Source organism: Cellvibrio sp. PSBB006, from assembly GCF_002162135.1.
Lineage (GTDB): Bacteria > Pseudomonadota > Gammaproteobacteria > Pseudomonadales > Cellvibrionaceae > Cellvibrio.
On the sequence record NZ_CP021382.1, the window covers coordinates 1,391,099 to 1,412,786 of the forward strand.

Consider the following 21,688-nt stretch of genomic DNA (forward strand, 5'->3'; position numbering starts at 1 on the left):
TTTAGTCGATAATACCCATAATCCACGGTGTTCATCGCAGGTATCGAGAACTGCGCATAGGAACGGCGATATAGATGGACACCTTTTATTGGAAATATTGCCAATATAGGATGTCATTTTTACAAAACTGACGTTTTTTTAGCCAAACCCTAGTATTCTGTGATATACGCATAATCCAGCGCCTAGTCACCCTAGATCTTAATTGTTATAGTCAATAGCTTAATCATCTGTAATAAGGGAAACCCTGTGGCATTAATTTTGTTAGTAGATGATGACAAAAACTTCACCCAGGCAACGGGTGAATTGCTCAATATTATGGGGCACGATGTTACCGTTGCCGACAATCTGGCTGAGGCCGGAGCCGCTTTGTCCAAGCAACGCTTTGACATTTTGTTGCTCGACCTGATGCTGCCCGATGGCAGTGGTTTTCAGGTGCTCGAAAATATTCCGGAGAGCCAACGTCCCACCCACATCACAATCATTACCGGCAACTCTGCAGTTAAGTCCCTGGTTAAAAAAGTCATGGGGCCCAATATCAGCTACCTGATCAAGCCAATTGATCTCGAACAGCTACAGGCCCTTACCGGTCGGATTGAAAAGAAGAACACTCCCGGTGACCAGGTCGAGAAACATTTTAATGTGTTGATCGGCGAATCCCCTGCCATGCATAAGCTGTATCAGATGATCAAACGGGTAGCCGCCACCAAGGCTAATGTGTTGCTGCAGGGTGAAAGTGGCGTCGGCAAGGAACTGGTCGCTAACGCTATTCATCATGCAACCGAATGTACTGGCGCGTTTGTCGCGTGGAATTGTGGCGCAGCATCGCGCGAATTGATTGGCAGCGAATTATTCGGGCATGAAAAAGGCGCCTTTACCGGTGCCATCGCACGCAAGCAAGGTTTATTTGAACAGGCAGACGGCGGAACGTTATTTCTCGATGAAATCACCGAGATGCCGATTGATATGCAACCCAACCTGTTGCGTGTTTTAGAAACCCAAAAGGTGACGCGTTTGGGCGGTGCCCAGGAAATTGCCGTCAATTGCCGAGTGATCTCAGCAACCAATCGCACGACGGAGCAATTGGCTGAAGAAGAATGCCTGCGGGAAGACATTTATTTCCGTCTTGCGGTCTTCCCTATTGCCATTCCCCCGTTACGCGAACGACCGGGTGACATTGAATTGCTCGCCAAATCATTTCTTCATGACCTGAATTTACAAAACGATTGCAACCTGTCTTTAAGCCAGGAATCGCTGCACCGGCTTACTCAGTATGATTGGCCAGGAAACGTGCGCGAACTACGCCATGCTATCCACCGAGCGTTCATCATGAGCGACCCGGAAAGCAGTGAATTGATTCTTCCCACTGAACTCGCCTCGCCTTTTGCGCGCGAACGTAAAAAGACTCAGGGGTTGATTCCCGGCAAGACGATTGAAGAAGTAGAACGCGAACTGATTACTTTGACCCTTGAACAGGTTGATGGCGATAAACCCCGAGCAGCAGAGATGCTGGGCGTCAGCCTCAAGACTCTTTATAACCGCTTAAATAATTATGAAAAGCAACTGCAGGACGAGGTTGAACGATGAATATTCCCCAAGACCAGCTTGCATACGTAGCTCATCAACTGCGCAATCCCCTGAACACAATTTCTGTCAATGCCGAACTCGCACGGTTACAGCTTCAAAAACAACAAGACCCCAATGACATTCTGATGAGTCTCGAACGCATCCTTCAGGAATGTAAACGCTGCGCAGCGCTGCTCAATGAGTTAAGCCCGCCGACTTAGAGATCAGGTAATTGAATGACGCTTTTTTCGTCGCGTATAATTTTTCCAAGTTACAGTTGGCTCGCCAGTTTTTGCCTGATGCTGGCGCTTCTGTTAACCAATGGCGTGATTTCTTATCACGCCATACTGACGCTTATTACTAATGAAGACAAAGTTCATAAAACCCTCAACACGCTTAACATCATCAAAGATACTTTTTCAGCTATCCAGGACGCAGAAACTGGTGAGCGTGGTTTTTTAATTTCGGGCGAAGACTCCTACCTGGAGCCTTATGATATTGCCATCAAGAAAATCAATGTACACCTGAATCAATTGCTGGAGCTGGAAGCTAATCTGGCGACGCAACGCCCGCGTATTTTTACTCTTATCCAATTGACACAAGCCAAGCTGCAAGAAATGGAAAAGACCATTCAGCTGCGCAAACAGCATAAAGAAGGCGCTGCGCTAAAGTTGTTTCTGACCGATGAAGGCAACTCGCTCATGCGGCAAATCCGTTCGTTGGTCAGCGAATTACAACAAACGGCCTATGATCGGCTTAAACAACAACGGGCCGAAGCCAACCAGGTTCAACAGCAGGTCATCATCACCCAGATATTCGCCACCGTCCTCGGCTTGATTCTGGCGGGCATTATTTTTGTGTTAGTCGGCAGGGCTTTAAAGAAGCAGCGCGAAGATGCGGAAAAGCTCGAAGCCCTGGTGGCTGACCGCACCCTGGCATTGGAGCGTTACGCGGTTGAGCTGCAGCGCAGCAACCGTGAGCTGCAGGATTTTGCCTTTGTCGCTTCCCATGATTTGCAGGAGCCATTGCGCAAGATCCGCTCTTTCGGTGATCGTCTGGAGCAGAAGTACTCAACGCAACTGGGTGAAGGCGCTGATTACATTCGCCGCATGCAGGTTGCCGCCGCACGCATGTCGCGCCTGATTGAAGATCTGCTAACCTTTTCCAGAATTTCCAGCCAGGCCAAAAAATTTGAACAGGTTGCCTTGCAGGAAATTCTGGAAGATGTCCTCGAAGATTTGTATGTCACCATTGAAGCCAAAGGTGCCGAGGTTAATGCTGACCCCCTGCCCACCATTGAGGCTGATCCTACCCAGATGCGTCAATTGCTACAAAACCTGGTAGGCAATGCGATAAAATTTGTTCCCTCCGACAGAAAACCGGTTATCAATATCCTGACCCGCATCATACTGCCCGAAGAAGACGCGACTGACGCCGGCTGGTTTGAAATGCAGGTCACTGATAACGGGATCGGTTTCGACGAGAAATTCATTGATCGCATCTTTACGCCTTTTCAGCGATTGCATGGAAAAGACGAATATCCCGGCACGGGAATCGGGTTATCCATTTGTCGCCGTATTGTTGAACATCACCACGGTAGAATTCAGGCCAGTAGCGTTCCCGGCAAAAGCGCAACATTCATTGTAAGGCTTCCCTTACGGCAGGAAAATGCGGCACAACTTTATACCAGTACAGGAACACATCATGCTCTCAGGTAACAAACCATTTGTCGTATTAATGGCTGATGACGATGAGGATGATCGCCTGCTTGCGCATGAAGCGCTGTTGGAAAGTAAAGAAACCTATGACATGCATTTTGTTAAAGACGGCGTCGAGTTGATGGAATACCTGCGCGGCGAAGGCAGCTACAAAGAGCAACCGGCCCCCATGCCTGGTCTGATTTTGCTGGACCTGAACATGCCCCGCAAAGATGGCCGGGAGGTGTTAGCCGAATTGAAAGCCGATCCGGATTTATTGAAGATTCCCGTCGTCATATTAACAACATCAAACTCGCAGGAAGACCTGCAATACAGCCATGATTTGGGGGCCGCGTTTTACCAGACCAAACCCGTCACCTTTTGCGCCATGGTAGAGTTTATGAAAAAACTTACTGCCTATTGCAACGCACAGGTATTCAATCCCATTTACTGAAATCGCAGAGCGCGTTGGTATTGTCAATGAGTCAGGGTCTTATCACACAAGGTATGAAGTTATTACTCGTGGAGGATGACGAAGACGATTACGTCCTGACGCAAGGTCTGCTTGAAGATATTATCGCGGGAGAATATTCCCTGACCTGGGCATCGACGCCGCAGGAAGCGCGTAAGCATTTCGCGCGTAACAACCACGATTTGTGCATGATGGATTACCGCCTCGGCTCTGAGGATGGGCTATCACTCCTGCGTGAAGCGCCCAAACTCGGCTTCAAAGGCCCCATCATCATGTTGACGGGGCAAGATAATAAACAGCTCGACCAGGAAGCGCTGAATGCTGGCGCTGAAGACTATTTGGTCAAGTCCCAATTAAATGCCCAGGGGTTAGCGCGGGCTATTCGTTATGCCCTCACCCGCCGGGAGATGGAAGCGGAACGGGTCGAACGTTTGCGCGCCGAAACAGAAAACCGTTCCAAGAGTGAATTTCTTGCGCATTTGAGCCATGAATTACGCACGCCGCTGACCGCCATCCTCGGTTATACCGACTTATTATTGGCAGCCGATGAAGCGCCAGACAAAAACCATCTGCAAATTATCAAACGTAACGGTCGCCATCTTCTGAGCTTGCTGAATGATGTGTTGGATTTATCCAAGATCGAAGCGGGTAAATTGGAGATTGAGCAACTTGATGTCCATTTACACAGCTTTGTAAACGAGATCTGTTCACTCATCTCCGTCAACGCGCAAGATAAAAGCCTGCGCTTGAATGTATTGGCCAAAACGGCCTTGCCGGTGAAGATCAAAACGGACCCGACGCGACTGCGCCAGATCCTGCTCAATCTCTTGGGCAACGCTATTAAGTTTACGGAAGAAGGTGAAGTTTCCCTGCATATTGCTGAAGCACACCTGCGCAACAAAACTTATCTACGCTTTTCCATTCGGGATACCGGTGTCGGGATTTCCAAAAATGATATTGCACGGTTGTTCAAGCCTTTCACCCAGGTCGCCAATACCCTTACCAGCCGCCAACAAGGTACCGGCCTGGGGCTGGCGATCAGCCGGCAACTCGCACAATGCCTGGGTGGAAATATCAGTGTAAAAAGCCAACCGGGTGTCGGTAGCGTGTTTACGCTTTATATCAACCCCGGCAATCTGGAAAACGTCGAACGCAAGCCGTTGGATTCCCGCAGCAATCTGGATACCACCACTATATCCAATGCGTTTAGCTTTAAGGGCCATGTTCTGGTCACTGATGACCTGTCCGATATCCGTATGTTAGTGGGCCACCTCATCACCAGTTTCGGTGGGCGGGTAACCTATGCGAGTGACGGCCAGGAAGCCATTGATCTGGTACAGCGCAAAACCGCCGAGGGCGACAGTTTCGACTTATTAATTATGGATTCGCAAATGCCGGTGCTGGATGGCTTGTCGGCGACCCGGTTGTTACGCGACCAAGGTTACCAAAAACCTATCCTCGCACTTACGGCCGCCAGCTTGCGCGGAGAACGCGAAAGATGTTTGGCAGCCGGTTGTGATGACTACCTGAGTAAACCTATCGACGCCGCCACCCTGTTAACCCGTATTCAAAAATTGCTGAAACAAAATCAACAGCAGCGTCAGCCGCCCGGTTCCGCCCCCGGAAAACAGATTTTGCTGGTTGAAGATAATCAGGATGCGCGTGAAGCCACCGCGATGCTTCTGCAACACTTAGGCTGGCACGTATTGGCTGTGAGAACCGGCGCCGAAGCGCTGGATGTATTCAGTTCGCTCCAGCCTGTCGCTGTGCTGCTGGACATAAACCTGCCGGATATCGATGGCTATAGCTTGGCTGCAAAACTGCGGGAGTCGGGATTAAAAGATGCGCAGCTCATTGCGTTAAGTGGCAATCAGCCGGATAAAGTACGTGCAGAGCAAGCTGGCTTTGATGACCATCTGGTCAAGCCGCTGGACTTATCTGCCCTGAATTCTGCGTTGGAACGCGCTACTCATGTAGAAACCTGATGTAGGCCAATTAGTATCGGACGAATACAAGGATAGAAACAAACGGACATAAACAAACAGCAGCAAACAGACAGGAACAAAGCGGATATCAGGGGAAATCGAAGCGGCTAAATAAGTAGATATAAAAAAGTAACTATAAAAATAAGTAGCTATAAAATGTAACTCCATGGCTGGATGCGTCCCTGCGCTTCCGCAAGCCTGTGTAGTGAGATCAGTTTACCGATTTAAAATAATCGTCGACCTCTTTCCTGACATCATCCTTTTTCTTACCGTATTTTTCCTGCACCAAACCAATCAGGCGCTCGCGATTTCCTTTCACTTGGTCAAACTCATCATCCGTAATCTCGCCCCATTTGGCCTGGACAGAACCCTTTAACTGCTTCCATTTACCTTCCAGGATATCGTTATTCACGGGAGCCTCCTCAAGTTACCGCGCCATTAGCGCGCCCGGGCATAACGTGCAGATTGTGAATCGTCACCTTTGCGCGCCGCACCCTCTGCGATAAGGGTGGCTTCCTGAGCGCGAGCAGTAATACTGGTCACCCGGGCAGCAGAAGCGGCAATCTTACGGGTTTGTGGCAAGGCTACCGGTACTTGAGGTTTGCGCGGCAACAAACGGGCGTATTCGTGATTTACAACGCCGTAGCACTCGCACACTTCAGACTCGATACCAGCACGATCCAGAATGCGAATCTTGCCGCGGCTGTATTGGATGTAGCCCTTCGCTTGCAACTTGCCTGCTGCTTGAGTGACACCTTCACGGCGCACACCGAGCATATTGGCAATCAGTTCATGGGTAAGATGGATTTCATTGAAGGCCAGACGATCCATGCTCATCAGCAGCCAGCGGCACAGTTGCTGGTCTACTGAGTGCAGACGGTTGCATACGGCCGTTTGTGAAATTTGTGTAATAAACGCCTGGCAGTACAACAGTGCCGTGCGCATAAATTCGCCGTTACGCTGTAACTCTTTCTTAGCCAGACTGGCGCGGATGCGATAACCCAAGCCAGCACTTTGGACAACAGCGCGCGTTGAAGAAGACTCACTTCCCATTACAAAGGCAGTTCCCACAAATCCTTCGTTACCTACAAGTCCGACGGCAGGTGAGGCTCCGTTCTCAGTGATATATCCCAGGCACACAACGCTGGTGATAGGGAAGTAGATCCATTCGATTGGCATACCCGCTTCCTGTACGACTTCACCCACGCTCATGGAGACCAGCTCCATGTGAGGCAACATGCGGACATAGTCATTGACAGGCAATACCGCCATGAAGTGGTTTTGTTTAGGAGAGTAGAGATCCTGTGAAAAACGAGTCGCTTTAACTCCCTGGAATTTCTCTGAAACATACTGGCTTTGATACTGAAGTTCAGACATGGCTTATGACCTCAAAATGACCCGGAACCATAAGTCAGTGTAAAAACGTCGTTCACACTGGCTCACCTAAATGAATACTCTGCGTTACCCAGGCTTAAGAAGACTTACAACTCTTTAGGACTTCAAGATTTGCCTGGCTACAGGGGATATTGCAAAGGCAATGCCAACGTTGAAAACCCCGTATTTACTGGGGTTTGCGAAGGGGCGATGTCGCAATTATTGAAAATTGCACAAACGGGTAGAATTTTTTTCAAAACGAAAAAGTCATTTTTTCAAACATTACAGACGGGCAGATGATTGAGTAAAAGAGGCGCCCATAGCGGGAGTGAGACGTGCATCACACAAGGTGACGGCAAGCGATTTATTTGCTTTGAAAACCAGGGGTTTGGATGATTTTACGTGGAGGTATCAACGATCACTGAGCAAGTAACGGACGTAATCCACCAACTCCTCACTACCCACGGAAACGGAAATATCAGAGGGAAGTTTTTTTACATGCCAGGTCACTTCCCAATCCAAATGCTCGCCAGGTTGCAACATGGTCATACTGCCCTGCTGCTGTAGCTCCAGATAGGTTTTATGGGCGTCGGTAAACAGCTCAACTTCACCCTCATTGACGGCAATCAATTCGCCCGGCACATCTGCAAATTCTTTCACTAATAAATAACCGCGATCTGTGTAGGCCAGCCAACCTTCACGACTATCTGTCATCAATTTATGGTGATCGTCGCGGATCTTCTTATCGTCATATAAAAACCAGCTGATATTACCAATCTTCTGGATCTCCATAGGGTAAAAGATGCCACTCTCCTGCTGCCGTTCACCCGAAGGGAAAAACACAATGCCGCTGGTGGGCACCCGGGTTAATTCCCACGGCGCCACAGCCTTGGCTTCTTCAGAATGGTTGTAGATCGAATAGGTGACGACAAAAGCATCGCTTCTGGTATTGCTGACACGATGACTTTTGACAAATTGATAGCCAGTCTTTGGATCAATCTCACTGGCGAGGACCAGTTGGTTGTCCTCAACCGAAACGCGGTAGGGTTTATGATCCAACACCTCTACCGGCGGCCAGCCCCATTCGCTTTGCGGGCTCGACCACAGGATACTGCCCCACAAATTGGAGCTGGTCAGATCCTGGGTTATCAACAGTTCGTGACGTTCGTGCTTGAGCGAGGAAATTCTGCCGCCCACCGCCGGGTTAACTTCCATGGTGAGGTCACCTTGCTTGATCAGGTATTTATCGCCTTGTTGTTGCACAAAAAGCGGCAGATGACACATGGCAGCACCGGATGCTTGCTGATCCGATTTGCTGCAAGCGACTATCAGGCTGGCTGCAAGTGTTGCGACGGCGATGAAGACTGCGATCTTGCAGGTTTTCACCATTATTGATTTCCTCTATATAACTGCTCTTTGTAGCTGCTTTTATCACTCACATTTGTCGTGTCGGATTACCTCTATCACCTGGGGCCGGCTCACATTCCTCACTAAATGTGATGCGCAAGCCATGTGATTAACCAGCAGTTATGGGTACCGCGATGTCGTTCATATTGCATCAAGTGCGCAATAGATTGACTGTGACTTCAAAAAGAGTGTAACGGTTTTCTGGCCTATCGACCAATCAAGCCCTAGTAAAGCAATGTAAATAATTTGCGTTGGAATTCTACCGCCAGAGGATCTCCTTTACCCAAAGCGGCAAGGATATCCGTCATCGTTTTTCGGGCTGCGCCATCAGAAAACTGACGGTTTTTTTGCAAAATCTGCAACAATAATTCCAAGGCTTTTCGGTAATAACCTTCCTGGTTTAATTGCACGGCCAGTTGATACATAAAGTCCAGATTAGTCGGATCTTTTTCCAGCGCGGCTTCCAGAGCGGTTACTTCGGGTGTTTTTGCCGCTTGCTTTTTTAACTGAAGCTGGGCCAACACCTGTTGAAAATGTGCGTCCTGATCAGCCATCCGGATGCCTGCCAATAAACTTTCGGCTTCTTCAATACGATTTAACTCCAACAGCGTTTGCGCCAACGTAATAACGATGTTGGATTGCTGGCCGGACTCGTCTGCGGCCTGGCGCAAGAGCGGCAACGCAGCGGTGAAATCGCCGGCAGCAAGATAATCCTCTGCCTGTTGCACGGTTTTTTCCCATGCTTTAGGCAGGTGTTTTTCCAGCATCTGCCGCACGAAGGTTTCTGTTTGCGCCCCGGTAAACCCATCAAGGGGTTGTCCATCTTTAATCAACATGACCGTTGGCAAACTGCGCACACCGAATTGTGATGCAATCATGTTTTGTTCATCGGCGTTAACTTTGGCGAGTAAAAAAGTCCCTTGGTATTCATTGGCCAATTTTTCAAGGATCGGCATCAAGGACTTACAAGGTCCGCACCAGTCGGCCCAGAAATCTACCAGAACGGGGCGCGTAAACGATTCGTCAATCAGTAACTGTTGCGCGTTTTCAAGCGTAATATCGACGATATGCATAGATAAATATCCTGATTCCTGATAACAAAATAATTAACTTTTGTTCACACAGCTGGTTGTGTTTTGGTGCATCACCAGCTCAAGGCATATCGCGCAGACTGACACTGATATTGTGCTCAGCACTGGAGATATAAGCGATAGCCTCAGTGATAGAAATTGTAAGGTTCATTGTTTTTGCTGCAAGTTTTGTTAAGTCTTGCAATTCAGCGGCATCAAAATAATAGACCTTTACTTTGGACAAGGCCTGAACGGCAGCTGTGCTGTTTTTCCACCAGATATCCATCCCCCGGCCATAAGCAAAAACCAGAACCTGCCGGGCGATTCCCTGGGCCTTTTTTAGCCGGTCCGGTGCTGGCTGCCCGACTTCAATCCATTCCAGAATCCTTCCGTCATCCGATTTGAGCCAGATATCCGGCTCATCGACGGAGGATAATCCACGGGTAAACGTCAGGTTGTCCGCCGCGCGATAGCAAAAACTCAACAGCCGAACCATCATCCGCTCCGCCGTTTCTGATGGGTGCTGGGCGATTGTTAAACTCAGGTCGCCATAATAGTGCCGATCCATATCAGACAGCGTAATATTCGCCTTACAGACAGTCGCTTTTTCAGCCACGTTTTATACCCTTATATAATTTACGGCACCCATCACTATGCCCGATCAATCTTCGCCCAAAACTTTCACATTTACCGTGGAAAACCCCGGACAAACCGCCCTTGATGTGCTCGCCGATGGCACCGGGCTTTCGCGTCAACGCATAAAAGATGCGATGAACAAAGGCGCCGCCTGGTGGAACCAGAAAGGTAAAACGCTGCGCTTGCGTCGCGCAACCAAGGTATTGAGCAAGGGCTGCAAGATACAGCTTTTTTACGACGAACAGGTGCTCGCACGCAAACCCGAGCCGGCGCAATTAATCCACGATGCAGACCGTTACAGCATCTGGTTCAAGCCCCACGGTATGCTGTCCCAAGGTTCGCAATGGGGCGACCATTGCAGCCTGCTGCGCTGGGTTGAAGTCAACGGCACACCTAAACGTGAATGCTTTCTGGTGCATCGTCTGGATGCCGATGCCGCTGGGCTGGTTCTGATTGCCCATGATCAGCAAAGTGCGGCACGCCTTTCCCATTTATTTCAATCGCGCGACATTCGCAAATGCTACCAGGCTTGGGTAAACGGTTTACCGCCTATTCCCACAACCGGCGTAACGCTCGATTATCCCCTGGACGATAAAGTTGCCCTTACCCGTGTGTATAGCTTGCACGAGGACAAAACCAGATTGCGAACACTGCTTGATGTGCATATTGAAACCGGCCGGAAACATCAGATTCGCCGCCACCTTGCAACCTTTGGCCACCCGATCATCGGCGACCGCTTGTACGGTAAAGCTGCGGCGGAGCCGCTGCAGCTGTTGGCTTATGCGTTATCGTTCGTCTGCCCGTTCAATCACACATCCCTTGAAGTCACCTTACCTGCCGATAAACAATTGGCTGGTTCAGCTGATTAGGTTTAACCGGGTTTATACACCACACCTGTTAAAAAACTGTGGCGCCTGACGGCGCCACATGATTATCCCTGGCAACACATTATTCCGGCCGCATATGAGGAAATAACAGCACATCACGGATGGATGGCGCGTTGGCAAACAACATCACCAATCGATCGATACCGATGCCCTCACCTGCCGTTGGTGGTAAACCGTATTCCAGCGCGCGTACATAATCGCCATCAAAATGCATGGCTTCATCATCACCGGCATCTTTTTCACGCACTTGTTGCATAAAGCGTTCGGCTTGGTCTTCCGCATCATTTAGCTCGGAGAAACCATTGGCCAACTCGCGTCCACCGATAAAAAATTCAAAGCGATCCGTGACTGATGGATTTTGATCGTTGCGACGCGCCAGCGGTGACACCTCAATCGGATATTCGGTAATGAAGGTCGGTTGGTCCAATTTGTGTTCGACGGTTTCTTCAAATATTTCAATCTGGATTTTGCCCAAGCCGTCGTTTTCTTTAATTTTAATTTTAAGATCCCTGGCAGCCTGACGCGCGCCGTCGAGCGTGCTCAACTGCTCGCGGGAAATTTGCGGGTTGTATTGCAACACTGCGTCGAATACCGACAAACGTGTGAAGGGTTTACCGAAGTCGTACACGCTGTCCTGATACGTCAAGGTCGTTGTGCCCATGACTTCCTGGCACAGTTTGCGCAGCATATCTTCGGTGAGGTCCATCAGGTCTTTGTAATCCGCGTAAGCCTGATAAAACTCCATCATGGTAAATTCAGGGTTGTGGCGAGTGGATGTACCTTCGTTGCGGAAGTTACGGTTAATCTCAAATACACGCTCAAAACCACCAACAACCAGACGCTTTAAATAAAGCTCCGGCGCAATCCGCAAGAACATTTCAATATCCAGCGCATTGTGATGAGTGACGAAAGGCCGCGCCGAGGCACCGCCGGGAATCACATGCAACATGGGAGTTTCCACTTCCATAAAGTCACGGCTGTTCATGTAGCGACGAATAAAATCGATGCACTTGGAGCGCAGACGGAAGGTATCGCGCACTTCAGGATTGACGATTAAATCCACATAGCGCTGGCGATAACGAATTTCCTGGTCACTCAGGCCGTGATATTTATCCGGCAACGGACGCAGGGCTTTGGTCAGCAACTGGTATTCTTCGAGATTGACGTAAAGATCGCCCTTGCCCGATTTATGCAACGCCCCTTTGGCGCCAACGATATCGCCAATATCCCACAAGCCCCAGGTTTCCTTAATATGTTCCTGCGCCTGCTTGTCGGCATACAACTGAATCGTGCCGTCGCCATCCTGCAACACCATGAATGGGCCACGCTTGGCCATGATACGACCTGCAACGCTGACAACCTCACCCAAAGATTCCAGTTCTTCCTTGGTTTTTTCGCCATGGGATTGCTGAAGCTCTATGCTTTTATGTTCACGACGAAAATCATTAGGAAAGGCGTTGCCCTTCTCGCGAATCGCATCCAGTTTGCTGCGGCGCTCGGCAATCAATTTGTTTTCGTCGTGGGCCTGGCCCTGTGGCTGAGTAGTGTCGTTGCTCATAATGGTTAGGGTTTCAGTGGTTAAATAATCAGGGTTTAATTCTTGAGGAATCGGGTAATTTACAATCCGGCCTTCAAGCTGGCGACAATAAACTGATCCAGCGCGCCATCCAGTACCGATTGACAGTTACTGGTCTGTACGCTGGTGCGCAAGTCTTTAATACGCGAGTCGTCCAGTACATAAGAGCGGATCTGGCTGCCCCAGCCGATATCAGCCTTGCTATCCTCCATGGCCTGCTTGTCCGCATTGCGTTTGAGCATTTCCTGCTCGTACATCCGCGCCCGTAGCATCTTGAATGCCTGATCACGGTTCTGGTGCTGGGACCGTTCACTTTGACATTGCACAACAATGCCAGTGGGTATGTGGGTGATACGGATCGCCGAATCGGTCTTGTTAACGTGCTGACCACCGGCACCGCTCGCGCGGTAGGTATCGATCCGCAAATCGGCGGGATTGATTTCAATGTCGATGTTGTCATCAATTTCCGGGGATACGAATACGGAACAAAAAGAGGTATGGCGGCGGTTGCCGGAGTCAAATGGCGACTTGCGCACCAAACGATGCACGCCGGTTTCGGTACGCAACCAACCGAAGGCATATTCGCCTTCAAAACGAATGGTGGCGCTTTTAATACCAGCAACTTCACCTTCGGAGACTTCTTCCAGTGTGGTCTTAAAGCCCTTGGCCTCACCCCAGCGCAGGTACATACGCAGAACCATCTCCGCCCAATCCTGGGCTTCGGTTCCACCGGAGCCAGACTGAATATCAAGGAAGGCATTATTGGGGTCCATCTCGCCGGAAAACATACGGCGGAATTCCAGCTCTTGCAGTTGCTCATCCAGCCGATCGAGTTCGGCGGCGACATCGTTAACACTCGACTCGTCGTCTTCCTCAACCGCCATATCAAGCAATTCGCGACAATCGCTGATGCCGGATTCCAGGGCTTCGATGGTTTTTACCACGATTTCGAGGGAGGATCGCTCGCGCCCCAAGGCCTGGGCTCGTTCGGGGTTGTCCCAGACAGCGGACTCCCCCAGCTCCATTTCAACTTCGGTCAAACGTTCTTTTTTGAGATCGTAGTCAAAGATACCCCCTAAGCACACGGGTGCGCTCAGCGAGGTCTTTCAGGGTATTCAGTAAAGGATTAATTTCCATAGCAGGCTTAATGGGTTTTACCGACAGGTGCGGGCTCGGTCAGGTTAAAAGTAGGCGCGCATTCTACATGACTTGCGGGTATGACTCAAAAGCCAAAGTGCATGACCGGCCTTTCGCTACCCGCATTTATTGCCTGTAGCGGTATTCCCGCCAGCCGCTAATCTCGCAAGATGATTTCCCCACCCTGCTCCTGATAGCGACGCCGTGAAAATACCGCACTGTAGTACTTGAACTGCCGAACGATAAACCGGGAGGGATGAAAGGCATGCAGCTCATGATTGTTGACCACAAAACTATGGCCAACATTCGCTGCCGCACGAGGATCACCAAAGGTATATTGGCCAAATGAAGAAACTGATTGAAACATGGTGTTCATGTGGGGGATCTGGCGAGTTTTAATGTATTCCCGCACGTCGTAACGGGTGTGGAACAGTACCGCGATATAAGCCATATTGATATTGTGCGTTACATAAACCTGTTCCGCTTCCGGCGCTACACTATCAACCGTTTTGATGGCATCCTCAAAGGACTCGAAGAAAGATTCGCCTATCCGGTCTTTGTATTCACCAGTATAGTAATGGATGAAAAACCCGGCGTTTACAACAAACAATCCCAGCACAATCAAGCCCGGCAGCTTCGACTTGGCGTGCTGCAAGATTGTTTCAATTCCAATCGCCGCAAATATTATCAATGGATAAAAAATAATATTCATTCGATTAAAATTAACCGACAGCGATGCACAAACAGCAACAGCCCCCATAAACCACAACAAAATAGCAAAGTGTGGCAATGAATTCCGCTGCCTTAACCAGGCTACAGCAACCAGCCCTAGTCCGATAACAATAAAGGGCAAACTGCAATGATACAGATAACCATAACCCTCAATACTGTTGTAAAAGCTCCCGTCATGAAAATCGGAAACCAAAATCCTTCCTGCATGTTCAAGATTGCTTACTAATTGCGTAAACTTTTCACCGCTGGACAACACAGTGACTTCTGTAAAACGATTGGTGCCCGTGTAGCGGGGAATTGAACCCACCGACGAGATCATTGGTTCCCATTCGTATAAATTCACCAGAATAAAAAGCCCTATAGGTATCGCAACAATCCCACCAATTACGTACGCCGATAAAGTATGAACCACCGGTATGGGCCTATAAATCAGCAGGTAGACACCCATCCCGACCATCATGAAGGGAACAAACAGATAGGCTGTCCCATAGGCATACAATGACAACCCCATCAGTACCGCGAATGCATACACAGCAGAATATTTGCGCGGGCAATAACAAAGGCAGGCAACAGCCAACAAGATGATGGTCGGGAATATATTCGCTTCAAGTCCCCACCGGCTCATCATCAAGTGCCAAGGACTAATCGCTACGAGAAAAGCTGCAATCAGCGCACCTGTGCGGGAACTGAATTGCAAAAACATCCAATACATAATCAAGATGGAGAAGGAGCCGAATAAAGCGGCTGGCAAACGAAATGAAAATACGGATAAATCAAACAGCGCTATAAATGGAATTGCGAGATAGGAATACAATGCATTTTGTCCGCTACCCCAGGCGATCAGATGTACCGGATAGGGATAACCATTACGATCCATTCCATGAGTTAATATGGCAAAAGCGTCGTAACCCGCCGAGGCCTCATCCTGATTGAGCCCTGCCGGCAAAACATCCAACCCAATCAGCCGTAATAGACTACCTAACAGAAAAATGGCGATAACATACTTGTGTTCACGAAGAAAGCTCATACAAATCCCTGAGAATTATTCTAGTTTTTGAGTATTGAATAGCGCACGCACTTTAGCCGCCCAAGGAGCTTTGCGTCAATGTGCAAAAATCAGCCTTGTATCACTAAAATCATCAAGGAAAATCGACCAGTCACAGGGGTTAAGACTCCTTAATAAATCAGTGGGGATTATTCATCACGGGTTTCTATCAGCGTAAATGGCATTACGGGACTTCCTTGCCCTTCATGACCGGCAAGCTTCTCAATAATCGCACAGTGCGGCGCTTGATCTCCCGCGCATTTTTCTGCCATCCCTGCGAGGGTCTCACGCATGCTTTGCAGTGCCTTCAGCTGTTCATCGAGCTGCCGCATCTTATCAACGACCAATTGTTTGACATCTGCCGCCTGGCGCTGAGGATTGCGAAATAACTCCAGCAATTCCCGACATTCATCCAGCCCAAAGCCTACCGCCCTGGCTCGCTGCAAAAAGCTCAGTTGCTCAACGTCTGCATCGGTGTAGTCGCGATAATCATTACCGGGCTGTCGGCGAGGCACGACCAGACCGATGTCTTCATAGTAGCGAATAGTCTTGGCGCTCAGGTCGCTGCGCGCCGCTGCCTGCCCAATATTCATAACGCCTGCCCCCGGAGAAGTTATATCGATCCAGAGAGTAAACCTTTCAGTAACTGGAAAGTCAACAGCTCGGAACCCGATGCTAGCGCCTGATTTGCAGCCTTCATGCAGGGGTTTTATACGTCCAGAAGTCGGTCAAGCATATAAAACAGGCAGTATTTATTGATCCAGCGCACACAATAAATATCAATTTAACCTTTAAAATCAAAAAGATAATAAATATTCTTGACAAAGAAAATTAATAAACCAAAATAAATTACATTAAAATCCAAATGCGTTGGGTAATTTATGGAATATATCGATATCAGCCACCCTGAATGGCCCAAAATGTGGGACGAGCTTGCCGGTTATCGCCTTAATAAAGGGGACCACCTTTGCATCCACGATGGCGAATGTTGGGAGTATATGGGGTCAACCCTGGACCATCATCACCTGCGTCATGCCTGCCATCCCGTCACCCACCAGGTCGAATATATCTATATCGAACGGGCACGTGCTGCGGTGAAGTGGGCCTGAATCTCCTTCACCAACCTTCCAATACCTACCCCGAGTTTCCACGCCTTTCTCAAATACACCAAGAATCCTCCATCGGTAATTAACACTCTGGATCTTTTGCGGTATGCTCTGCTCGCTTGTTGAGCGGCGGCTTGCGATGACGCTGATCGTCCCCTGATAGCCCACCGGGTTATGAAGCATTAACGACACAAAATAACTAGAAGATGAGGGATGAGCATTGAGGCTCACCAAATTGTATGCTTAATCATTTGATACGTTTTGTATTAGTCGGTGGAGGCGCAACACTTTTACAATTTGTGTTGCTGTTTATTTTCGTAGAGTTCGGTCATTTCAATAAGATTTTTGCTTCAGCACTCTCCTTTGCGATATCCGCCGTTTTTAATTATCTCATGAATTATTATTTCACTTTCGCCAGTGAAAAATCCCATATTGAAACTGCACCCAAATTTATTGCCGTAGCCGCACTCGGGCTATTGATCAACTCGACAGCATTTGCACTACTCCTGGTCGTTATGCCGCATTATTTATTTGCCCAGCTTGGAGCGACCCTGATTACGCTATTGGTTAACTTTCTATTACATAAAATGTGGATATACCGGAGCTAACGATGACCACCCCTGTTCCTTCGCTCGCTATTGTTGTCCCCTGTTACAACGAAGAGGAAATACTGCCAAAAACCTTGGGCGTATTGCAGGCACTGCTGCATGACCTCATCAGTAAAAGTAAAATTAGTGCTGCCTCAAAAATTTACTTTATCGATGATGGAAGCAAGGATGCCACCTGGTCATTGCTGAAAGCCGCTGCCGTCGAGCATCGAGACGTCGTGGGGATAAAACTGTCGCGCAACAAGGGTCATCAGAATGCGCTCTATGCCGGTCTGTGTACCAGCACTGAGGATATCATTGTCAGTATTGATGCAGACTTACAGGATGATCCGCAAAATATTGAATATATGGTAGATGAGTATCTGAAAGGTAATGATGTGGTTTATGGCGTTAGATCCGAGCGCGCCACAGACACGTTCTTCAAGCGATTTACCGCCGAAGGTTATTATCACCTTATGCGCAAGATGGGCGTTGACCTCGTGTTTAATCATGCGGACTTTCGCTTGATGTCTCGACGCGCGCTCAATGCTTTATTGGAATACGAAGAGTCAAATCTTTTTCTGCGCGGTATTGTGCGCGAAGTAGGATTCCCTTCATCTGTAGTTGAATATCAACGCCAGGCCCGAGAAGCCGGTGAAAGTAAATACCCGCTCAGGAAGATGTTATCTTTTGCATGGAATGGCATCACCGCCTTTTCAGCCATTCCTCTGCGCGCCATCACGGTTATCGGGCTCATTTCCAGTTTGATATCGTTTGGCATTATTGCCTGGGTATTGGTAACCCGGTTATTTACCGACAACGCCATACCCGGTTGGGCATCCATACTCTTGCCACTACTCTTTATCGGTAGTGTGCAATTACTTTGCCTGGGTGTCATTGGTGAGTACATGAGCAAGCTGTACAGCGAGAGCAAAAGACGGCCCAAGTACCATATCAGTGAACTGATCAGCCACAACAATAAACCCTGATTTAAGCTAGCGCCTGTTTACTCTAGCGCCCGTTTACTCTAGCACTCAAGGATAAGCAATGTCGTCAGTTACTGCTGCCCGTCATAAGCCTCGCCATCAGTTTCTACCGTTAAGGAAATATCCCTTTCTGACGGAAGGCAGAAGATTTTTGTCTTATCCTCCTTTTCATTTGCTGAATCCTTACTTAATGCTGGTTATCGCAATCAATTTCTTCTGCATTTTCATGAAGAGTTATGGCGGCGATATGGATTACTGGCGCTCCTGGACTGAGCATCTCGCTGAAAAGGGCTATGAAGGCTTCAAAGGCAATTATCCACCGCTCTATGTACACTGGCTTTACATTGTTGGAAAAGTGATGGTGTTGCTGGATCAACCCATTGAAGTTAACAACTTGCTGAAATTTCTAACCCAGATTCCTGTTGTTGTTTCTCATCTGGTTCTGACCCGCATCGTATTTTCCCTGCTCATGCACCGGAGTATTCATGGTGCGAAGCTTCATGCGGTTATGTTGTTAACCGTGCTGAACCCAGCCTTACTGTTAAATGGCCCGATCTGGGGGCAGGTAGATATTTTTCCTGTGACTTTTATTGTCTGCGCCTTGTATTTGTTGTTGCTGAATAATTATCTCTATTTGGCATTGCCCTTGTTTACATTGGCGGTACTGACCAAATTCCAGATGATATGTTTTGCACCAGTCTTCGGCATTATCTTTTTTCGCGACATCAAAAACACACTGATTGGCAGCATCATATCTTTTGTGATTGTTGCGCTGGTGCTGTTTCCCATGGCGTTAACGGACAGTGTCGAACATATTATTCGACAGGCTTATATCGATACCCTGGGACAATATCCTTATACAACCTATAACGCAGCCAATCTCTGGATGCTACTGACCGGAAATACCTGGCCTGATAGTTACGTTTTTTTTGGTTTCAAAGAAGGCAGTATCGCCGCGTCCCTGTTCACGGCAAAACATTTGGGTATTTTATTTTTTGCGATTGCGTGCCTTTGGGCTTTCATGCGCGGGATGAAGCACCAGTTTCGCAATGACACTATTGATTACAGTTTGTCTGAGGCGGGGCAACACGTTTTCTACGCCATGTTTTGCGCGGCGGCTTTTTTTGTTTTGCTGCCCGGCATGCATGAGCGTTACCTGGTACCCGCCACGGTTATTGCATTAATTTATTCCGCCATCTATCCCGAACGAATGATTTATGCTGTCTTGCTGACGCTGGCCACATCACTGAACATCGCTATGATACATGGCATTAACGGATCACAGATCTGGCCCGCCGCATCAATTCTCTCTCTCATTGCATTGTTTTATATCCTGGCTGATTTCACTGGTGTATTGCAGCCTATAAAGCGCCAGGCAATGAAGCTTTATCAAATTATGCAGATGAAGCACTTCCCCAGCATCGGCTTTATTGTTGCAACGGCGATTACTTTACTTATGTTGCACACGAGTTATCGCCTCAACACGCTCAATCTGGAAGAGAACCAGAAGTTACTAACTGAACTAAAAATCGACAGTTCGCATCAGGATTTCGGCAAGCTGCAAACAAATCGAAATCTCAACAACGGGGTTCTGTCGTTGGGCGGTAAAAAGTATGCGTTTGGTTTGGGCACTCACGCGAACTCAAATGTTAATTATATGCTACCCGAGGGCGTTGAAAAGTTGAGCTTTATTGTTGGTATCGATGATGGCGTCAACCATGGTGAGGTCGTATTTTCGGTGCTGGGCGATGGAAAAAGATTATGGCAATCCAATGTTATCCATGGAAATAGAAAACAGGTGGAACACGGCGAGGTGGATCTGGTCGGCGTAAAGAAGCTGACGCTGCATGTAAATGCCAAGGGACCCAACTCCTATGACCATGCCAACTGGGTTAACCTTATCCTGACCTTCAAAAGCAAGGAACATCTCGCCGCACTGCCTGAGAGTAAGTAGCGCGGTTAATCAGGCCGTTGGCGCTTCGCCAATTGCCTGGCCTCCCATACCGCCACACCGTAACCTTCCCACTTGCGCTGCTTCCATCGCCACCATTTGATGCACGCGCGAACGGTTTCATCAATAATGGCGGCGATCAGTAATCCATAGAGTCCCATCTCGAAAGGAATGGCAAGGATATAGGCCAGCGGCACAGAGAATAGCCAAATAACGGCAATGCTCGATAAAGAGGTAAAGGTTGCATCGCCTGTTGACCTGAGTGCGCTACCAATAACGATGTTGACCGTGCGACCCGGCTCCGACAAAAACGCCAGAAAAAATGCCCAGGCACCGAGCGCAAGTATGTCCGGGTCGCTGGTAAATATGCCCAATACTTGTTGATTGAAGACCCACCAGAATAACGCCAGCAAGCCTGTGCCCCACAGTGAAATTTTTAAACTTTCCCGCAGCTGCAAATCTGCAATATCAAACTCCTTCCGGCCGATACGCTGAGCAATAATGGCTTCGGTAGCCATGCTTAATGCGATAGAGATCATCAAACAGAATAAAAACGTATTGTAGGTATAGACCTTCAATGTCAGCGCCAACACACTCACGTTCGCGGCAATCCAGTTCAGTACCATCATGTTGCCCTGAAAAGACATGGGCTCCAGGATGGAAGGCGCAGCGATACGCAGGATGGGTTGGAATAGCTGTCGAAAATGTTGCATGGCATAAGCAACTGGCAAACGAATATTTAACCGAAAGTGAGCGACACTCATTACAAAGATAAAGGTGATCAATGCGGATATCACACTGGCCCAGGCCACACCAGACACACCCGATGGCGGAATGATCCACAAGCCAAAAATGGCGATGTAATTACCGAGCAAATTACAAAAGAAAAAGATGACGTTGCTCACCGAATTCCATTTAGGTTCGCCGTAAATATTGAAGATCGTCTGATAGATGGTGCGACAACCCCAGAGCGCCACCATCCAGCCAATAATGCCTAAATAATTTGCAGCGTGAATTTCTACTTCGTCTGTCACGGGCATCAGGGAAACCACCCAGGGAGCGCCGTGAATCAGCGTTTGAGCCGCAACCAGACCTAACACCACCACAACAAGGGCATAAACCACAATCGTGGCATTAGCGGTTTGATAATCGCCGCCGCCGATACGTTGGCTCGCGATGCTGGCGCCAGCAAAGGATGTTATAAAAAGTAAGGCATTGGCAACAAAGATCATCGGGGTAATCGCACCGACAGCCGCCGCCGCACTGTCGGAGATCCGACTGAGAAAGAACATATCGAGCAAGGGAATGGTGTAAATAACCGCCTGATCAATCAACATCGGGGCGCTCATTCCCCATAAGCCTTTGTCGAGCACGCGACTTTTTGGCTCGTTACGCATGGATACCTCAAAGAGAAATACAACGAAGAAATACAACGAAAAAGCCCGGCGAGACATGCCGGGCTTATTTAGCTTAGCAG

Annotated in this window: 20 protein-coding genes; 10 read left to right on the top strand and 10 right to left on the bottom strand. The window is 48.6% G+C overall.

What is annotated here, in order from left to right; genetic code table 11:
• Positions 1-246: 246 nt before the first annotated feature.
• From CBR65_RS05800 to CBR65_RS05820, 5 genes are read left to right on the top strand one after another with little or no spacing between them, the layout of a single operon-like run.
• A complete protein-coding gene (locus CBR65_RS05800; RefSeq protein ID WP_087465981.1) occupies positions 247-1,584 on the top strand; it encodes a sigma-54 dependent transcriptional regulator in 1,338 nt (445 codons plus the stop codon).
• The gene (locus tag CBR65_RS05805) at positions 1,581-1,784 is read left to right on the top strand and encodes a histidine kinase dimerization/phospho-acceptor domain-containing protein (protein WP_087465982.1); all 204 of its coding nucleotides are present in this window, start codon (positions 1,581-1,583) and stop codon (positions 1,782-1,784) included. Before CBR65_RS05800 ends, CBR65_RS05805 begins: the two co-directional genes overlap by 4 nt.
• A 15-nt stretch (positions 1,785-1,799) precedes the next feature.
• Positions 1,800-3,281, top strand: a complete 1,482-nt coding sequence (locus CBR65_RS05810) for a CHASE3 domain-containing protein (protein ID WP_087465983.1) — start codon at positions 1,800-1,802, stop codon at positions 3,279-3,281.
• On the top strand, positions 3,268-3,714 hold the full coding sequence (locus tag CBR65_RS05815; RefSeq protein WP_087465984.1) for a response regulator: 447 nt from the start codon (positions 3,268-3,270) through the stop codon (positions 3,712-3,714). Before CBR65_RS05810 ends, CBR65_RS05815 begins: the two co-directional genes overlap by 14 nt.
• A gap of 26 nt (positions 3,715-3,740) precedes the next feature.
• Positions 3,741-5,717: a response regulator gene (locus CBR65_RS05820; RefSeq protein ID WP_087465985.1), complete on the top strand. Its 1,977-nt coding sequence runs from the start codon at positions 3,741-3,743 to the stop codon at positions 5,715-5,717.
• Between the two features lie 211 nt (positions 5,718-5,928).
• Here the strand turns inward: CBR65_RS05820 and CBR65_RS05825 are convergent, their stop codons facing one another.
• The 5 genes from CBR65_RS05825 to CBR65_RS05845 form a co-directional block, all read right to left on the bottom strand.
• Positions 5,929-6,129: a CsbD family protein gene (locus tag CBR65_RS05825; RefSeq protein ID WP_087465986.1), complete on the bottom strand. Its 201-nt coding sequence runs from the start codon at positions 6,127-6,129 to the stop codon at positions 5,929-5,931.
• 26 nt (positions 6,130-6,155) lie between these two features.
• Positions 6,156-7,094: a Crp/Fnr family transcriptional regulator gene (locus CBR65_RS05830; protein WP_087465987.1), complete on the bottom strand. Its 939-nt coding sequence runs from the start codon at positions 7,092-7,094 to the stop codon at positions 6,156-6,158.
• Positions 7,095-7,502: 408 nt separating this feature from the next.
• Positions 7,503-8,480, bottom strand: a complete 978-nt coding sequence (locus CBR65_RS05835; RefSeq protein ID WP_087465988.1) for a DUF4380 domain-containing protein — start codon at positions 8,478-8,480, stop codon at positions 7,503-7,505.
• Positions 8,481-8,722: 242 nt separating this feature from the next.
• Positions 8,723-9,571 (bottom strand): thioredoxin, encoded by an 849-nt coding sequence (gene trxA, locus CBR65_RS05840; RefSeq protein ID WP_087465989.1) that lies wholly within the window; start codon positions 9,569-9,571, stop codon positions 8,723-8,725.
• Between the two features lie 79 nt (positions 9,572-9,650).
• Entirely contained in the window at positions 9,651-10,184 is a 534-nt protein-coding gene (locus CBR65_RS05845; RefSeq protein ID WP_087465990.1) for a YaeQ family protein, read from the bottom strand.
• Positions 10,185-10,221: 37 nt separating this feature from the next.
• On the opposite strand from CBR65_RS05845, the gene CBR65_RS05850 reads away from it, so the two are divergent.
• On the top strand, positions 10,222-11,073 hold the full coding sequence (locus tag CBR65_RS05850; RefSeq protein ID WP_087465991.1) for an RluA family pseudouridine synthase: 852 nt from the start codon (positions 10,222-10,224) through the stop codon (positions 11,071-11,073).
• A gap of 79 nt (positions 11,074-11,152) precedes the next feature.
• Here the strand turns inward: CBR65_RS05850 and lysS are convergent, their stop codons facing one another.
• The 4 genes from lysS to cueR form a co-directional block, all read right to left on the bottom strand.
• Positions 11,153-12,649: a lysine--tRNA ligase gene (gene lysS, locus CBR65_RS05855; RefSeq protein WP_087465992.1), complete on the bottom strand. Its 1,497-nt coding sequence runs from the start codon at positions 12,647-12,649 to the stop codon at positions 11,153-11,155.
• A gap of 59 nt (positions 12,650-12,708) precedes the next feature.
• Positions 12,709-13,804 (bottom strand): peptide chain release factor 2 gene (gene prfB, locus CBR65_RS05860; protein ID WP_157671986.1). Its coding sequence is split into 2 segments (ribosomal slippage): positions 12,709-13,731 and positions 13,733-13,804, totalling 1,095 coding nucleotides; the frame shifts between segments, so codons are not numbered across the junction.
• A gap of 157 nt (positions 13,805-13,961) precedes the next feature.
• Entirely contained in the window at positions 13,962-15,563 is a 1,602-nt protein-coding gene (locus CBR65_RS05865) for a hypothetical protein (protein WP_087465994.1), read from the bottom strand.
• A 167-nt stretch (positions 15,564-15,730) separates the two neighbouring features.
• Positions 15,731-16,174, bottom strand: a complete 444-nt coding sequence (gene cueR / locus CBR65_RS05870; RefSeq protein ID WP_087465995.1) for a Cu(I)-responsive transcriptional regulator — start codon at positions 16,172-16,174, stop codon at positions 15,731-15,733.
• Positions 16,175-16,462: 288 nt separating this feature from the next.
• On the opposite strand from cueR, the gene CBR65_RS05875 reads away from it, so the two are divergent.
• From CBR65_RS05875 to CBR65_RS05890, 4 genes are all read left to right on the top strand, one after another.
• Positions 16,463-16,690: a 4-diphosphocytidyl-2C-methyl-D-erythritol kinase gene (locus CBR65_RS05875; RefSeq protein ID WP_087465996.1), complete on the top strand. Its 228-nt coding sequence runs from the start codon at positions 16,463-16,465 to the stop codon at positions 16,688-16,690.
• A gap of 236 nt (positions 16,691-16,926) precedes the next feature.
• The gene (locus CBR65_RS05880) at positions 16,927-17,295 is read left to right on the top strand and encodes a GtrA family protein (protein WP_087465997.1); all 369 of its coding nucleotides are present in this window, start codon (positions 16,927-16,929) and stop codon (positions 17,293-17,295) included.
• A gap of 2 nt (positions 17,296-17,297) precedes the next feature.
• The gene (locus CBR65_RS05885; RefSeq protein WP_087465998.1) at positions 17,298-18,263 is read left to right on the top strand and encodes a glycosyltransferase family 2 protein; all 966 of its coding nucleotides are present in this window, start codon (positions 17,298-17,300) and stop codon (positions 18,261-18,263) included.
• Positions 18,264-18,486: 223 nt separating this feature from the next.
• Positions 18,487-20,214, top strand: coding sequence for an NPCBM/NEW2 domain-containing protein (locus CBR65_RS05890; protein ID WP_157671987.1), 1,728 nt, complete (start codon positions 18,487-18,489; stop codon positions 20,212-20,214).
• A gap of 5 nt (positions 20,215-20,219) precedes the next feature.
• Here CBR65_RS05890 and CBR65_RS05895 read toward each other — a convergent pair whose 3' ends face one another.
• A complete protein-coding gene (locus CBR65_RS05895) occupies positions 20,220-21,665 on the bottom strand; it encodes an MATE family efflux transporter (RefSeq protein WP_232461369.1) in 1,446 nt (481 codons plus the stop codon).
• Positions 21,666-21,688: the final 23 nt, after the last annotated feature.

Coding starts and splice junctions, on each gene's coding strand:
- CBR65_RS05850 (WP_087465991.1), top strand. CDS start 10,222: ATGCCCGATCAATCTTCGCCCAAAACTTTCACATTTACCGTGGAAAAC.
- CBR65_RS05820 (WP_087465985.1), top strand. CDS start 3,741: ATGAGTCAGGGTCTTATCACACAAGGTATGAAGTTATTACTCGTGGAG.
- CBR65_RS05885 (WP_087465998.1), top strand. CDS start 17,298: ATGACCACCCCTGTTCCTTCGCTCGCTATTGTTGTCCCCTGTTACAAC.
- lysS (WP_087465992.1), bottom strand. CDS start 12,649: ATGAGCAACGACACTACTCAGCCACAGGGCCAGGCCCACGACGAAAAC.
- CBR65_RS05895 (WP_232461369.1), bottom strand. CDS start 21,665: ATGTCTCGCCGGGCTTTTTCGTTGTATTTCTTCGTTGTATTTCTCTTT.
- CBR65_RS05835 (WP_087465988.1), bottom strand. CDS start 8,480: ATGGTGAAAACCTGCAAGATCGCAGTCTTCATCGCCGTCGCAACACTT.
- CBR65_RS05815 (WP_087465984.1), top strand. CDS start 3,268: ATGCTCTCAGGTAACAAACCATTTGTCGTATTAATGGCTGATGACGAT.
- CBR65_RS05830 (WP_087465987.1), bottom strand. CDS start 7,094: ATGTCTGAACTTCAGTATCAAAGCCAGTATGTTTCAGAGAAATTCCAG.
- trxA (WP_087465989.1), bottom strand. CDS start 9,571: ATGCATATCGTCGATATTACGCTTGAAAACGCGCAACAGTTACTGATT.
- CBR65_RS05865 (WP_087465994.1), bottom strand. CDS start 15,563: ATGAGCTTTCTTCGTGAACACAAGTATGTTATCGCCATTTTTCTGTTA.
- CBR65_RS05805 (WP_087465982.1), top strand. CDS start 1,581: ATGAATATTCCCCAAGACCAGCTTGCATACGTAGCTCATCAACTGCGC.
- cueR (WP_087465995.1), bottom strand. CDS start 16,174: ATGAATATTGGGCAGGCAGCGGCGCGCAGCGACCTGAGCGCCAAGACT.
- CBR65_RS05880 (WP_087465997.1), top strand. CDS start 16,927: ATGCTTAATCATTTGATACGTTTTGTATTAGTCGGTGGAGGCGCAACA.
- CBR65_RS05890 (WP_157671987.1), top strand. CDS start 18,487: ATGAAGAGTTATGGCGGCGATATGGATTACTGGCGCTCCTGGACTGAG.
- CBR65_RS05875 (WP_087465996.1), top strand. CDS start 16,463: ATGGAATATATCGATATCAGCCACCCTGAATGGCCCAAAATGTGGGAC.
- CBR65_RS05810 (WP_087465983.1), top strand. CDS start 1,800: ATGACGCTTTTTTCGTCGCGTATAATTTTTCCAAGTTACAGTTGGCTC.